Origin of the sequence: Streptomyces naganishii JCM 4654, from assembly GCF_014650575.1 — a bacterium.
Taxonomy (GTDB): Bacteria; Actinomycetota; Actinomycetes; order Streptomycetales; family Streptomycetaceae; genus Streptomyces; species Streptomyces naganishii.
In genome coordinates this window covers 121,833-134,517 of sequence record NZ_BMVF01000007.1, presented here as the reverse complement: position 1 = coordinate 134,517, position 12,685 = coordinate 121,833, and the positions used below count along the sequence as shown (strand labels likewise).

Genomic DNA, 12,685 nt, shown 5'->3' with positions numbered 1-12,685 from the left:
CGGCGACCAGGTCGCCGGCCCCTCCAGGACTTCTAGGACGTACTCGCGGACTCGCGGACTCGCTTACAGATACAGACCGGTGGAGTCCTCCGACCCCTCGAACCGGTCCGCGGCCACCGCGTGCAGATCGCGCTCGCGCATCAGCACGTAGGCGATGCCCCGCACCTCCACCTCGGCGCGGTCCTCCGGGTCGTACAGCACACGGTCGCCCGGCTCCACGGTCCGCACGTTCTGCCCGACCGCGACGACCTCCGCCCAGGCCAGCCGGCGTCCGACCGCCGCCGTGGCGGGGATCAGGATGCCGCCGCCCGAACGCCGCTCGCCCTCGCTGGTGTCCTGCCGGACCAGCACGCGGTCGTGCAGCATCCGGATCGGCAGCTTGTCGTGCTGGGTGCTGTGCTCGTTTCTGTTGGCGCTCACACCTCGAACCTACCTGCCTCGAGAGGGTCCGTACGCCAGTGGGTCGCCGTGCCGCTCAGCCCCGGCGCCTGCGCGCGCCGAAAGCCAGCAGCCCGACCAGTCCCACCGCCACGAGCGCGACCGGTACGACCCGCTCCAGACGCGGCGCGCCCTCCTCGTCCACGAACTGCGCCCGCACATCGCTCACGACCCGGTTGACCTGCACATAGGCCCGCCCGAGGGTGTGGTCGATGTTGGAGACGACCTTGGCCTTGGCGTCCCCGACGATGGTCTTCGGGTGCACGCGCACCCCGATCTCGTCGAGCGTCTCGGCGAGCAGCTCGCGGCGGCGCCTGATGTCCGCCTCGATCTCAGCCGGGGTCCTGGTGTCCGCGGTGTCCGCCACCGTACCGCCTCCGAAGTCAACTGATGCCTGTTCAGCACAGTCTGTCAGCTCTCGCCACGACCGCACTGTCGGCACCCCCGGTTACCCTCGGACCGACACGGTATTGCCGGCACACGCAAGAGGAGACGACCTTCGATGACCGAGCGACTCCAGCCCGGGGACGCGGCCCCCGACTTCACCCTCCCCGACGCCGACGGCAACGAGGTGTCGCTGGCCGGCCACAAGGGCCGCAAGGTCATCGTCTACTTCTACCCGGCCGCCCTCACCCCCGGCTGCACCAAGCAGGCCTGCGACTTCACCGACAACCTGGAACTGCTGGCCGGCGCGGGGTACGACGTGATCGGCATCTCCCCCGACAAGCCGGAGAAGCTCGCCAAGTTCCGCGAGAAGGAGTCCCTGCGCGTCACCCTCCTCGCCGACCCCGACAAGCAGGTCCTCGAGGCCTACGGCGCCTTCGGCGAGAAGAAGCTCTACGGCAAGACGGTCACCGGCGTCATCCGCTCCACGGTGATCGTCGACGAGGAGGGCAAGGTCGAACGCGCCCTCTACAACGTCAAGGCCACCGGCCACGTGGCCAAGATCATCAAGGATCTGGGGATCTGACCGGGCTGCCCGGCCAGTAGCATGGCCGGGCAGCGTCCGGCGGCCGTGGTGGAACTGGCAGTCACGCTGGGTTTAGGTCCCAGTGGGGTAACTCCCGTGAGGGTTCGAGTCCCTCCGGCCGCACGGAGGAGGAAGGGGCCGTCCCGACGGACGGCCCCTTCTCCGCGTCAGCCCAGCAACTCCCGTACCACCGGCACCAGTGCCCGGAACGCCTTGCCGCGGTGGCTGATCGCGTTCTTCTCGTCGGGGGTCAGCTCCGCGCAGGTTCGCGTGTCGCCGTCCGGCTGGAGGATCGGGTCGTAGCCGAAGCCGTTGCTGCCGGCGGGCTCGAAGCGCAGGGTGCCGCGCAGCCGGCCCTCCACGACCCGCTCGGTGCCGTCGGGCAGTGCCAGGGCCGCCGCGCAGGCGAAGTGGGCCGCGCGGTGGTCCTCGGAGATGTCGGCGAGCTGGGCGAGGAGCAGGTCGAGGTTGGCCTTGTCGTCACCGTGGCGGCCGGCCCAGCGGGCGGAGAAGATGCCGGGGGCGCCGCCGAGGACGTCGACGCAGAGGCCGGAGTCGTCGGCGACGGCGGGCAGGCCGGTGGCCCGGGCCAGGGCGTGGGCCTTGAGGAGGGCGTTCTCGGCGAAGGTCACGCCCGTTTCCCTGACGTCGGGGATCTCCGGGTAGGCGTCGGTGCCGACCAGTTCGTGGGGCAGGCCTGCGTCGGTGAGGATCGCCCTGAGCTCGGTGATCTTTCCGGCGTTGCGGGTGGCGAGGATCAAGCGGGTCATGCCCCCAGTATCAGGGGGTGCAGACCTTGGTGAGTTCGCCGGCCGCGTCGGTGACGGGGCTGATGTCGGGGGTGTCGTCGCCGTTCTTGATGGCGGTGCGGACGTTGGACACGGCGCGGCCGAGGTCGTCGACTGCCTTGTTGACGTCGGCGTCGTCGGTCTTGTCGCCGATCTCGCGCAGGTCGCTGTCGATGGCGGCGAGGGACGCGTCGGTCCGCGTCGGGTCGTTCGCCGCGTTCTGCACGGCCTGCTGGAGGTCGGTGACGCTGTCGGCGATGGAGTCGGCGGTCTGGACGCAGTCGAGTGCCTTGTTCACGGCCGAGCAGGCCGCCGTCGTCGTCAGGGTCAGGGCGGCGAGCGCGGTGGCGGCGACGGCGGCGCCGGTGCGGGCTCGGTGGCGGTGACGGCGGCGGCTCGCGGGCATGGCGTACGGTTCCTTCCCCGTTGCTGGCCGGGCGTACGGCGGTGTGCCGTACGCCCGTACCGGTAGGGACGCGGGCAGAGGGGAGGGAGGTTGCCCTCGCCGGCCGCGTTCCTTGGGGTTCCCTTTACCCGCGTGCCTCAGCCCTGTGCGGCCTCCAGGGCGGCGCGCTGGGCGGCGGCGAGGTCGGTGCAGCCGGCGACGGCGAGGTCGAGCAGCGCGTTGAGTTCGTCGCGGGCGAAGGGCTCGGCCTCGGCGGTGCCCTGGACCTCGACGAAGCGGCCGTCGCCGGTGCAGACGACGTTCATGTCGGTCTCGGCGCGCACGTCCTCCTCGTAGCAGAGGTCGAGGAGGGGCACTTTGCCGACGATGCCCACGGAGACCGCGCTGACGGTTCCGGTGAGGGGCTGGCGGCCGGCCTTGATGAGCTTGCGGCCCTGGGCCCACGCGATGGCGTCGGCGAGGGCGACGTAGGAGCCGGTGATGGCGGCGGTGCGGGTGCCGCCGTCGGCCTGGAGGACGTCGCAGTCGAGCACGATGGTGTTCTCGCCGAGCGCCTTGTAGTCGACGACGGAGCGCAGGGAGCGGCCGATGAGGCGGGAGATCTCGTGGGTGCGGCCGCCGATCCTGCCCCTGACGGACTCGCGGTCGCCGCGGGTGTTGGTGGCGCGGGGCAGCATGGCGTACTCGGCGGTGACCCAGCCTTCGCCGCTGCCCTTGCGCCAGCGCGGGACGCCTTCGGTGACGGAGGCGGTGCAGAGGACCTTGGTGTCGCCGAAGGAGACGAGGACGGAGCCCTCGGCGTGCTTGCTCCAGCCGCGTTCGATGGTGACCGGGCGGAGTTGATCGGGCGTGCGGCCGTCGATTCGAGACATGCCGCCGAGCCTAGCCCGCCGGGCCCGCTCCCTCGTACGGGAAGCCCGTGCGCACGGGGGCGGGGGCCCGTAACCCTGCGTCCCGCGCGCGAAGAGGGCCCTTCCGGTGCGCGAAAGGGGCCCTTCCCGTGGTGGGAAGGGCCCCTCAGCAGTGCGTCAGCGGGTTCACATCATGTCTTCGATCTCGGCCGCGATGGGGTCGGCGTCGGTGCCGATGACGACCTGGATGGCGTTGCCCATCTTGACCACGCCGTGGGCGCCGGCGGCCTTGAGCGCGGCCTCGTCGACCAGCGAGGCGTCGTTGACCTCGGTGCGCAGGCGGGTGATGCAGCCCTCGACCTCTTCGATGTTGTCGATTCCGCCGAGCCCGGCGACGATCTTCTCAGCCTTGCTGGCCATGTTCTGTCTCCCTGATCCGAACCGCTTAGTCGCAGTAATCCACAGTTGGCCCATCTTCGCGAGCGGCCGTGCCGTGGGTGCCGAAGGATGGCCTTCACGACAGCGGTACCGTCCGTGCCGACTGGTCTACACCACCGTCGGCGCGGTGGCCAAACGCGGTGCGCGCACCGGTCACGCGGACCACGCGGGGAGGTCGTTCATGAGTGCCGGCAGCGCCCGGGGCGCCCAGGCCGCCCCCTCCCCCGTGCGCGAGCGCTGGAACTCGCTGTTCCAGGGGCTGCAGAAGATGGGCCGCAGCCTCCAGCTGCCGATCGCCGTGCTGCCGGCCGCCGGCATCCTGAACCGGCTCGGACAGCCGGACGTCTTCGGCGCGGACGGGCTCGGCTGGATCGGCCTGTCGAAGGTGATGAAGGGCGCGGGCGGCGCCCTGCTCGACAGTTCCCTCGGCCTGCCGCTGCTGTTCTGCGTCGGGGTCGCGATCGGCATGGCGAAGAAGGCGGACGGCTCGACCGCGCTCGCGGCGGTGGCGGGGTTCCTCGTCTACTACAACGTGCTGCGCCAGTTCCCGAGGTGCCCGGGCGGCTCGCGGGTGGTGCCGGAGTTCGGCTGCCGGTCGGCGGACGGGAGCCTCACGGCGTTCACGTTCCAGAATCCGGGGGTGTTCGGGGGGATCGTGATGGGGCTGCTGACCGCGTTCTTCTGGCAGCGTCTGCACCGCACGCGGCTGGTGGACTGGCTGGGCTTCTTCAACGGCCGGCGGCTGGTGCCGATCGTGATGTCGTTCGTGGCGATCGCGTTCGCGGGGCTGAGTCTGTGGGTGTGGCCGGCGGTCGGCAGCGGGCTGGAGGGCTTCAGCGACTGGCTGTACGGGCTGGGTCCCTACGGGGCGGGGATCTTCGGGGTGGCGAACCGGGCGCTGCTGGTGGTGGGGCTGCACCAGTTCCTGAACGTGCCGCTGTGGTTCCAGTTCGGCGGCTACACGCAGCCGGACGGGAAGGTGGTGCACGGCGACATCAACATGTTCCTGGCCGGCGATCCGAACGCGGGCCTGTTCACCTCGGGCTTCTTCCCGATCATGATGTTCGCGCTGCCGGCCGCGGCGCTGGCGATCACGCACACCGCCCGGCCCGAGCGCCGCGCGGAGGTGGGCGGGCTGATGCTGTCGGTGGCGCTGACGTCGTTCGTCACGGGGATCACCGAGCCGCTCGAGTACTCGTTCATGTTCATCGCGCCCGCACTGTACGCGGTGCACGCGGTGCTGACGGGGGTGTCGATGGCGGTGACGTGGGCGCTGGGGGTGCACGACGGGTTCAGCTTCTCGGCGGGGCTGATCGACTACGTCATCAACTGGCGTCTGGCGACCAGGCCGTGGGCGGTCGTGCCGATCGGCCTGTGCTTCGCCGTCCTCTATTACGTGGTGTTCCGGTTCGCGATCACGAGGTTCCGCCTCAGGACGCCCGGACGGGAGCCCGTCGAGCAGGTCGAGGACACCACCAAGGCGTGATCCGCGACACATACGGAAAGTAGCGGTTTCGTCGCAGGAATCGTGGGTTCCTTACGCCGCCTTCATCGTGCTACAACAGGTCTACACCACTGAGTGGTGTAGACCACCACCCGATGGAGGAAGCATGAGCACCGCCACCGAGAAACCAGCGGCGGCCCCCGCGAAGAAGCGGGGATCAGGCCTGTTCCAGGGCCTGCAGAAGGTAGGCCGAAGCCTTCAGCTCCCGATCGCCGTGCTGCCGGCGGCGGGCATCCTGCTCCGGTTCGGCCAGCAGGACATCCACGACAAGCTGCACCTTCCCGACAAGGTCACGGCGGTCTTCGCCACGGCCGGCGGCGCGATCTTCGACAACCTGCCGCTGCTGTTCTGCATCGGTGTCGCGATCGGCTTCGCCAAGAAGTCCGACGGCTCCACCGCCCTGGCCGGTCTGGTCGGCTTCCTGGTCTACAGCAACGTCCTCAAGGCCTTCCCGGTCACCGAGGCGAAGATCCAGAAGGGTGCGGACATAGCCGCAACCTACAACAATCCCGGTGTCCTCGGCGGCATCGTGATGGGTCTGCTGGCCGCCGTGGTGTGGCAGCGCTACCACCGTACCAAGCTGGTGGACTGGCTCGGCTTCTTCAACGGCCGCCGTCTGGTGCCGATCCTCATGGCGTTCGTCGGCACGGTCATGGGTGTCTTCTTCGGTCTGGTCTGGGAGCCGATCGGTGAGGGCATCTCCAACCTCGGCGAGTGGATCACCGGTCTCGGCGCGGCCGGCGCCGGTCTGTTCGGTCTGGTCAACCGCGCGCTGATCCCGGTCGGCATGCACCAGTTCGTGAACACCGTCTCCTGGTTCCAGATCGGCGACTTCAAGAACGCCGCGGGCGACATCGTGCACGGCGACCTCAACCGCTTCTTCGCCGGCGACCCGACCGCGGGACAGTTCATGTCCGGCTTCTTCCCCATCATGATGTTCGGCCTGCCGGCCGCGGCGATCGCCATCGCGCACTCCGCCCGCCCCGAGCGCCGCAAGGCCGTGATGGGCATGATGGTCTCGGTCGCGCTGACCTCCTTCGTCACCGGTGTGACCGAGCCGATCGAGTTCGCGTTCATGTTCATCGCCCCGGTGCTCTACGCGATCCACGCGGTGCTCACCGCCCTGTCCATGGCGATCACCTGGGCGCTCGGCGTCCACGCGGGCTTCACCTTCTCCGCGGGCGCCATCGACTACGTCCTCAACTGGAACCTGGCCACCAAGCCATGGCTGATCCTCCCCATCGGCCTGGTGTTCGCGGCGGTCTACTACGTGACCTTCCGCTTCGCCATCACCAAGTTCAACCTCCCCACCCCGGGCCGTGAGCCCGAGGAGGAGGTCGAGGACCTCACCAAGGCGTAGGCCCCGCCGACGCCACGAGGCCCCCGCAGCCGCACGGCTGCGGGGGCCTCGTCATGCGCGGGCGCCCCGGATCCCGTACGTGCGCCGGATCCCGTACGTGCGTCAGATCTCGTACGTCGCCCCCGGCGCCGCCAGGTGCACCGGGCCGGCGAAGACCTCGCGGGCGTCGGCGAGGTTGACCTGGGGGTCGGTCCACGGGGGGATGTGGGTGAGGACCAGGCGGCGGGCGTGGGCGCGGGTGGCGGTCTCGCCGGCCTCGCGGCCGTTGAGGTGGAGGTCGGGGATGTCCTCCTTGCCGTGGGTGAAAGCCGCCTCGCACAGGAACAGGTCGGCCCCGCGCGCCAGTTCCTCCAGCGCGTCGCTCGGTCCGGTGTCCCCGGAGTACGTCAGCGTCCGGCCGCCGTGCTCGACGCGGATGCCGTACGCCTCCACGGGGTGGGCCACGCGCTCGGTGTGCACGGTGAAGGGGCCGATCTCGAAGGTGCCCGGCTTGACCGTGTGGAAGTCGAAGACCTCGCTCATCGAGGAGGCGGTGGGGGTGTCCGCGTAGGCCGTGGTGAGGCGGTGCTCGGTGCCCTCGGGGCCGTAGACCGGCAGGGGGCCGGGGCGGCCGCCGTCGAAGCGGTAGTAGCGGGCCACGAAGTAGCCCAGCATGTCGATGCAGTGGTCGGCGTGCAGGTGGCTCAGGAAGATCGCGTCGAGGTCGTAGAGACCGCAGTGGCGCTGCAGCTCACCGAGGGCGCCGTTGCCCAGGTCGAGGAGCAGCCGGAAGCCGTCGGCCTCGACGAGGTAGCTCGAGCAGGCCGATTCCGCGGACGGGAACGACCCCGAGCAGCCGACGACGGTGAGCTTCATGGAGCAGAAACCTCCGCTGGCGGGGAACGTCAAAAAGGAAGGTGACGGGGGTGTGCGGTCCGTCGAGAGTAAGGCGCGAAACCCCCAGTGGCTCCTCCGGCAAGGGCTGTTGTGGGCGAACTCACCTGTGGTGTCACCGGTTCGGCTGGACGTGGGGCGCATGGGGTTCGGGAGAGGGCGCGCGCCGGATCTCGCGCGCCGGTAACGTCGTCCCTATGGACACGTCCTGGTGGCTGGCGCTCGCGGCAGTGGTCCTGCTCGCGCTCGTCGCCACGCTCGTCGACGGGTGGGGACGTGGCCGCCGGCCCGCCGGGCGGAGGACGCGTCCGCCGGGGCGCCCGGAGCGCCGGGGCGGTGCGGCGCGGCCGCAGCCGGCGGAGATCTGGTGGGCCAACGTGCCCTACGAGGAGGGCCCGGGGTCCAAGGACCGGCCCTGTCTGGTGCTGTCCGTGCGGGGCAAGCGCGCCAGGGTCGCCAAGATCACCAGCAAGTACCACGACGAGCGCGCCGGGGTGATCCCGCTGCCGCCCGGCTCGGTGGGAGACGCGCAGGGGCGGACCAGCTTCCTGGAGACCGACGAGGTGCGCGAGGTGCCGGTGTGGGACTTCCGGCGCCGGGTGGGGGTCGTGGACCCGGTCCTGTGGGACCAGGTGCGCTACCTGGCCGGCTGAGTCCGGCGGTGTTCATTGAGCGGCCACCCGTACCGTGACCGCCCACTCCTGGACGCCCTTGCACGACACCTGCCCGGGGCGGGTCGCGCACAGGGGGCGGGAGGAGGTCAGCCGGGCGGTGCCGGGGGCGACCGCGTCGAAGGCGGCGACGGCGTCGCCGGGCTGGATGACGAAGCCCGGGTTGGCGGCCTTGAGCGCGGTGCCGGTGGCCTTGACCGGCGTCCAGGGGCGGTCCTTGGTGCCGTCCAGGGTGAGCCGGAGCTGTCCGCCCGGGGTGAGGCACACGGTCCGGCCGTTGTCGGCGGTGATGAGTTCGGCCTTGGCGGTGCACCCGGACGGGGTCGCCGGGTGGGAGGCCGACGCCGAGTCGGAGGGGGTCGCCGAAGGCCGCAGCGACCCGGACGCCGACGGGGCCGGGGAGGCGGAGGTGGACGGGGCGCCGGCCGGCCCGGACGCCGTCGCGCTGCCCGTAGAGCCCTTGCCGTCGTTCTGCGTCCCGCAGCCGGCGAGCAGCAGGGTCGCGGCCGCCGCGGCGGCGACGGTGATGCGGTGGGGCGTCGTACGGCGCATGGGGCGGCCGCCTTTCTGCTCGTCGTCGTTTCGGATACCCAGTGCCTCGCTGCCGATGTGACGTTCCTCCAGCACATCAGGATCCCTTCCCCCACGCACGCCGGGGCCCCGGCCGCTGCACGGCCGGGGCCCCTCGCACGGATCAGGGTCGGTCAGCTGGTCAGCTGGTCGTCAGCGCCGTGTCGTCGACGACGAAGCTGGTCTGCAGCGAGGAGTCCTCGACGCCGTTGAACTTCAGCGTGACCGTGGAGCCGGCCAGCGAGGAAAGGTCGAAGGACTTCTGCGTGTAGCCCGTGGCGGCGTCGAGGTTGGAGTACGTCGCCAGGGTCTTGGAGCCGGCGGTCACCGTCAGCTTGTCGTACTGCGTGCTGGTGGTGGACTCGGCGGTGTCGACGTGCAGGTAGAAGGTGAACGTGGCCTTGCAGCCCGCGGGGATGGTCACCGACTGGGACAGGGTGTCGGTGTGGCTGGAGCCGTAGCCGTCGAGCCAGGCCTTGTAGGAGCCGGAGTGGGCGGCCTCACCGGTGTCGTTGGTGATGACTCCGCTGGAGGCGGTCCAGGTGGTGTTGCCGGACTCGAAACCGGCGTTGCCGATCAGCTGGGCGGAGGTGCAGCCGCCGGAGGTGCCGACGGTCCAGGTGAAGGAGGTCGATCCGGAGGCCCCGGTGGAGTCCTTGGCGGTGACGGTCACCTGGTAGGTGCCCGCGGTGCTCGCGGTGCCGGAGATCAGGCCGGTGGAGCTGTTGATGGACAGGCCGGGGGGCAGACCGGTCGCGCTGTAGGTGAGGGACGCGCCCGCGCTGTCGCTGGCCTGGATCTGCAGGCTCGCCGAGCCGCCGGTGGCGGTGGACTGGCTGCCGGGGTTGGTGACGGTCACCGTGTTGCCGGTGGTGGTGCCGGCGGTGAAGGCGGCGGTGCCGTTGGGGGTGCCCCAGCCGGTCGGGCCGTCGTAGCCGGTGCGGGCGGTGCAGAAGTACGAGGTCGAGCAGGAGCCGTTGGAGCCGCTGGTGACGTCGTACAGGTTGCCCGTGTGGGAGTAGGGGTACTTCGCCGGGTAGTCACCCGAGCCCGGGGTGCCCGCGAGGGCGTAGACGCCGGCGACGATCGGGGCGGAGGCGCTGGTGCCGCCGTAGACCGCCCAGCCGGAGCCGCCGTAGGTGTCGTAGACCGCCACGCCGGTGGCCGGGTCGGCGACCGCGGAGACGTCGGCCTCCATGCGGTTGGAGCAGCCGCTGTCGGTCTGCCAGCTCGGCTTGGGGTCGTAGGCGGAGCAGCCGGAGCCGGTGCCCTCGGTGGAGCTGGTGTTCCACACCGACTCGCTCCAGCCGCGCGAGTTGGAGGCGGTGGTGAGCGCGGTGCCGCCGACGGCGGTCACGTACTGGGAGGTCGCCGGGTACTCGGCGCCGTAGCCGGAGTCGCCCGCGGAGACGGTGATGGCGACGCCGGGGTGCTTGAAGTACTGCGAGTCCTCACTGGTCTGGGTGGAGGACTCGGACCCGCCCCAGCTGTTGGAGACGACCTTGGCGCCGAGGCTGACGGCCTCGTTCTCGGCGATGCCGAGGTCGGTGTCGCTGGCGGAGTTGGCCTCGACCAGGGTGATGGAGCAGTTGGGGCAGACGGCGCTGACCATGTCGAGGTCGAGGGCCTCCTCGCCGGCCCAGCCGCTGTCGTTGGTGGGCAGCGAGGTGGTGGAGCCGGTCTGGCTGACCTGCTTGAAGCAGCCGTTGGCCTTGGTGCACGAGGACAGGCCGTACGTCGAGCGGTAAGTGGCCAGGTCCGACTCGGCGTTGGGGTCGTTGAAGGCGTCGACGACGGCGACGGTCAGGCCGGAACCGCCCGTGGTGGGCAGGTTGTAGGCGCTGTGCAGGTTGGCCGGGCTGAGGCCGGAGGGCGCCGCGGCGGCGAGCGCCGAGGCGAGGCGCTGCTTGATGTCGGTGCGCCGCTGGGCGAAGCAGGAGGCGTGACCGGGGTGGGCGGTGGCGCACAGGTGCTGGGTGGGCACCTTCTGGCCGGCCTTGCCGGTGCTGTGGAAGGTCTGCCGCTTCGGGTCGGTGAGGGCCTTGGCGTTCTGGGCGGCCTTGGAGGTGTGCGGGTGCGCGGTGGCGGGCTGGGCGCCGGCGGTGGGGGCCACCGCGAGGCCTGCGACGGTGAGGGCGAGCGAGGGGAGGGCTATGGAGAGGAGCCTTCTCAGACTCCGTCTGCGCCCGCTCGGGCGTGACTCACGCATGGGGAACTGCCTCCGGTTGTGAAGTGGGGATTCGCACTGGATTGGCAGGCCCGTGACGCGCGAAGCGGCGGCGAAACCGCGCAGTCATGAGCATGACACTCTCAGGCACCCGCCTTGTCGCTGATCGTGACATGACAGGGTGCGGGAGGACCGTAGTCCCGCCACGATCGGACCGGCAGCGGGTGGACGCATTTCTTTGCCCGGCCATAGGAATGACTTAGCCCCCTCATAGGAGGGGGCTGACACGGGCTTGAGTCGCGTCCCGCGGGGCCGCGCCTCGCGCGGAGGCGGCGGCACTACGCCCAGAGCTGGCCCTGGAGGGTGTCGATGGCCTCTTCCGTGGTGGCCGCCGTGTAGACGCCGGTGGAGAGGTACTTCCAGCCGCCGTCGGCGACGATGAACGCGATGTCGGCGGCCTGTCCGGCCTTCACCGCCTTCCTGCCCACGCCGATCGCGGCGTGCAGCGCGGCGCCGGTCGAGACGCCCGCGAAGATGCCCTCCTGCTGGAGGAGTTCACGGGTGCGGGTGACCGCGTCGGCGGAGCCGACCGAGAAGCGGGTGGTCAGCACGGAGGCGTCGTAGAGCTCGGGCACGAAGCCCTCGTCGAGGTTGCGCAGGCCGTACACCAGGTCGTCGTAGCGCGGCTCGGCGGCGACGATCTGCACGTCCGGCTTGTGCTCGCGCAGATAGCGGCCGACGCCCATCAGGGTGCCGGTGGTGCCCAGGCCCGCGACGAAGTGCGTGATCGAGGGCAGGTCGGCGAGGATCTCGGGGCCGGTGGTGGCGTAGTGGGCGCCCGCGTTGTCCGGGTTGCCGTACTGGTAGAGCATCACCCAGTCCGGGTGCTCCGCGGCCAGTTCCTTGGCGACCCGTACGGCGGTGTTGGAGCCGCCCGCGGCCGGGGAGGAGATGATCTCCGCGCCCCACATGCCGAGCAGGTCCCGGCGCTCGGAGGAGGTGTTCTCCGGCATCACGCACACCATGCGGTAGCCCTTGAGCTTGGCCGCCATGGCCAGCGAGATGCCGGTGTTGCCGGAGGTGGGCTCCAGGATGGTGCAGCCCGGGGTGAGCCGGCCGTCCTTCTCCGCCTGCTCGATCATGTGCAGGGCGGGGCGGTCCTTGACCGAGCCGGTGGGGTTGCGGTCCTCCAGCTTCGCCCAGATCCGGACGTCGGGGGACGGCGACAACCGCGGCAGGCGCACCAGAGGGGTGTTGCCCACCGCGGCCAGCGGGGAGTCGTAGCGCATCGCTGCTCAGCGGCCGATCAGCGCATGCCGCCGGCGACGGCCGGCAGGATCGTCACGTTGTCGCCGTCGGCGAGCTTGGTGGAGATGCCGTCCAGGAAGCGCACGTCCTCGTCGTTCAGGTACACGTTGACGAAGCGGCGCAGCTTGTCGCCGTCCACGATGCGGGCCTGGATGCCCGGGTGCCGGGACTCGAGGTCGGCGAAGAGCTCGGTGAGGGTCTCCCCGGCACCCTCCACCGCCTTCTGGCCGTCGGTGTACGTGCGGAGGATGGTCGGGATGCGGACCTCGATGGCCATGGCTTCAGGGCTCCTGTCGGGAAGAGTCAGGTCGGTGGGCGCGACGATGGGCGACGCGGGCGTC

15 protein-coding genes and 1 tRNA gene are annotated in these 12,685 nt (G+C 70.7%); 5 read left to right on the top strand and 11 right to left on the bottom strand.

Features of this window, described 5'->3' with window-relative positions:
- Positions 1-63: 63 nt before the first annotated feature.
- On the bottom strand, positions 64-420 hold the full coding sequence (locus IE217_RS14815; protein ID WP_189705687.1) for a GroES family chaperonin: 357 nt from the start codon (positions 418-420) through the stop codon (positions 64-66).
- Between the two features lie 55 nt (positions 421-475).
- Positions 476-805 (bottom strand): DUF3618 domain-containing protein, encoded by a 330-nt coding sequence (locus IE217_RS14810; RefSeq protein WP_190178320.1) that lies wholly within the window; start codon positions 803-805, stop codon positions 476-478.
- A 135-nt stretch (positions 806-940) separates the two neighbouring features.
- On the opposite strand from IE217_RS14810, the gene bcp reads away from it, so the two are divergent.
- Both bcp and IE217_RS14800 read left to right on the top strand, forming a co-directional pair.
- Positions 941-1,408: a thioredoxin-dependent thiol peroxidase gene (bcp, locus tag IE217_RS14805; RefSeq protein ID WP_190178319.1), complete on the top strand. Its 468-nt coding sequence runs from the start codon at positions 941-943 to the stop codon at positions 1,406-1,408.
- 39 nt (positions 1,409-1,447) lie between these two features.
- Positions 1,448-1,531: transfer RNA gene (locus tag IE217_RS14800), tRNA-Leu, on the top strand.
- A gap of 44 nt (positions 1,532-1,575) precedes the next feature.
- On the opposite strand, the gene rdgB is transcribed toward IE217_RS14800, so the two are convergent.
- The 4 genes from rdgB to IE217_RS14780 all read right to left on the bottom strand — a co-directional run bounded on the left by rdgB (position 1,576) and on the right by IE217_RS14780 (position 3,873).
- On the bottom strand, positions 1,576-2,178 hold the full coding sequence (rdgB, locus tag IE217_RS14795; RefSeq protein WP_190178318.1) for an RdgB/HAM1 family non-canonical purine NTP pyrophosphatase: 603 nt from the start codon (positions 2,176-2,178) through the stop codon (positions 1,576-1,578).
- 10 nt (positions 2,179-2,188) lie between these two features.
- Positions 2,189-2,602: a hypothetical protein gene (locus IE217_RS14790; protein WP_190178317.1), complete on the bottom strand. Its 414-nt coding sequence runs from the start codon at positions 2,600-2,602 to the stop codon at positions 2,189-2,191.
- 137 nt (positions 2,603-2,739) lie between these two features.
- Complete coding sequence (gene rph / locus IE217_RS14785; RefSeq protein WP_190178316.1) at positions 2,740-3,474, bottom strand: ribonuclease PH; 735 nt, start codon at positions 3,472-3,474, stop codon at positions 2,740-2,742.
- A 165-nt stretch (positions 3,475-3,639) separates the two neighbouring features.
- Positions 3,640-3,873, bottom strand: a complete 234-nt coding sequence (locus tag IE217_RS14780) for a PTS sugar transporter subunit IIB (protein ID WP_030167375.1) — start codon at positions 3,871-3,873, stop codon at positions 3,640-3,642.
- Positions 3,874-4,072: 199 nt separating this feature from the next.
- Here IE217_RS14780 and IE217_RS14775 point away from each other — a divergent pair, with 199 nt between their 5' ends.
- Together IE217_RS14775 and IE217_RS14770 are read left to right on the top strand one after the other, a co-directional pair.
- Positions 4,073-5,377, top strand: a complete 1,305-nt coding sequence (locus IE217_RS14775; protein WP_190178315.1) for a PTS transporter subunit EIIC — start codon at positions 4,073-4,075, stop codon at positions 5,375-5,377.
- Positions 5,378-5,501: 124 nt separating this feature from the next.
- The gene (locus IE217_RS14770) at positions 5,502-6,755 is read left to right on the top strand and encodes a PTS transporter subunit EIIC (protein ID WP_189705695.1); all 1,254 of its coding nucleotides are present in this window, start codon (positions 5,502-5,504) and stop codon (positions 6,753-6,755) included.
- A gap of 102 nt (positions 6,756-6,857) precedes the next feature.
- Here the strand turns inward: IE217_RS14770 and IE217_RS14765 are convergent, their stop codons facing one another.
- Entirely contained in the window at positions 6,858-7,610 is a 753-nt protein-coding gene (locus tag IE217_RS14765; protein ID WP_190178314.1) for an MBL fold metallo-hydrolase, read from the bottom strand.
- 215 nt (positions 7,611-7,825) lie between these two features.
- On the opposite strand from IE217_RS14765, the gene IE217_RS14760 reads away from it, so the two are divergent.
- On the top strand, positions 7,826-8,281 hold the full coding sequence (locus tag IE217_RS14760) for a type II toxin-antitoxin system PemK/MazF family toxin (RefSeq protein ID WP_190178313.1): 456 nt from the start codon (positions 7,826-7,828) through the stop codon (positions 8,279-8,281).
- Between the two features lie 12 nt (positions 8,282-8,293).
- On the opposite strand, the gene IE217_RS14755 is transcribed toward IE217_RS14760, so the two are convergent.
- The 4 genes from IE217_RS14755 to IE217_RS14740 all read right to left on the bottom strand — a co-directional run bounded on the left by IE217_RS14755 (position 8,294) and on the right by IE217_RS14740 (position 12,621).
- Positions 8,294-8,926, bottom strand: a complete 633-nt coding sequence (locus IE217_RS14755) for a hypothetical protein (protein ID WP_373298025.1) — start codon at positions 8,924-8,926, stop codon at positions 8,294-8,296.
- An 85-nt stretch (positions 8,927-9,011) separates the two neighbouring features.
- A complete protein-coding gene (locus IE217_RS14750; RefSeq protein WP_190178312.1) occupies positions 9,012-11,078 on the bottom strand; it encodes a putative Ig domain-containing protein in 2,067 nt (688 codons plus the stop codon).
- Between the two features lie 296 nt (positions 11,079-11,374).
- Entirely contained in the window at positions 11,375-12,325 is a 951-nt protein-coding gene (locus tag IE217_RS14745) for a PLP-dependent cysteine synthase family protein (RefSeq protein ID WP_190178311.1), read from the bottom strand.
- Positions 12,326-12,342: 17 nt separating this feature from the next.
- Positions 12,343-12,621, bottom strand: coding sequence for a MoaD/ThiS family protein (locus IE217_RS14740; RefSeq protein WP_190178310.1), 279 nt, complete (start codon positions 12,619-12,621; stop codon positions 12,343-12,345).
- Between the last annotated feature and the right edge of the window lie 64 nt (positions 12,622-12,685).

Bases quoted from the DNA above. Each gene is read 5' to 3' on its own strand.
- IE217_RS14740 (WP_190178310.1), bottom strand. From the start codon at position 12,621: ATGGCCATCGAGGTCCGCATCCCGACCATCCTCCGCACGTACACCGAC.
- IE217_RS14765 (WP_190178314.1), bottom strand. From the start codon at position 7,610: ATGAAGCTCACCGTCGTCGGCTGCTCGGGGTCGTTCCCGTCCGCGGAA.
- IE217_RS14780 (WP_030167375.1), bottom strand. From the start codon at position 3,873: ATGGCCAGCAAGGCTGAGAAGATCGTCGCCGGGCTCGGCGGAATCGAC.
- IE217_RS14750 (WP_190178312.1), bottom strand. From the start codon at position 11,078: ATGCGTGAGTCACGCCCGAGCGGGCGCAGACGGAGTCTGAGAAGGCTC.
- IE217_RS14760 (WP_190178313.1), top strand. From the start codon at position 7,826: ATGGACACGTCCTGGTGGCTGGCGCTCGCGGCAGTGGTCCTGCTCGCG.
- IE217_RS14770 (WP_189705695.1), top strand. From the start codon at position 5,502: ATGAGCACCGCCACCGAGAAACCAGCGGCGGCCCCCGCGAAGAAGCGG.
- IE217_RS14775 (WP_190178315.1), top strand. From the start codon at position 4,073: ATGAGTGCCGGCAGCGCCCGGGGCGCCCAGGCCGCCCCCTCCCCCGTG.
- rdgB (WP_190178318.1), bottom strand. From the start codon at position 2,178: ATGACCCGCTTGATCCTCGCCACCCGCAACGCCGGAAAGATCACCGAG.
- bcp (WP_190178319.1), top strand. From the start codon at position 941: ATGACCGAGCGACTCCAGCCCGGGGACGCGGCCCCCGACTTCACCCTC.
- IE217_RS14790 (WP_190178317.1), bottom strand. From the start codon at position 2,602: ATGCCCGCGAGCCGCCGCCGTCACCGCCACCGAGCCCGCACCGGCGCC.
- rph (WP_190178316.1), bottom strand. From the start codon at position 3,474: ATGTCTCGAATCGACGGCCGCACGCCCGATCAACTCCGCCCGGTCACC.
- IE217_RS14745 (WP_190178311.1), bottom strand. From the start codon at position 12,325: ATGCGCTACGACTCCCCGCTGGCCGCGGTGGGCAACACCCCTCTGGTG.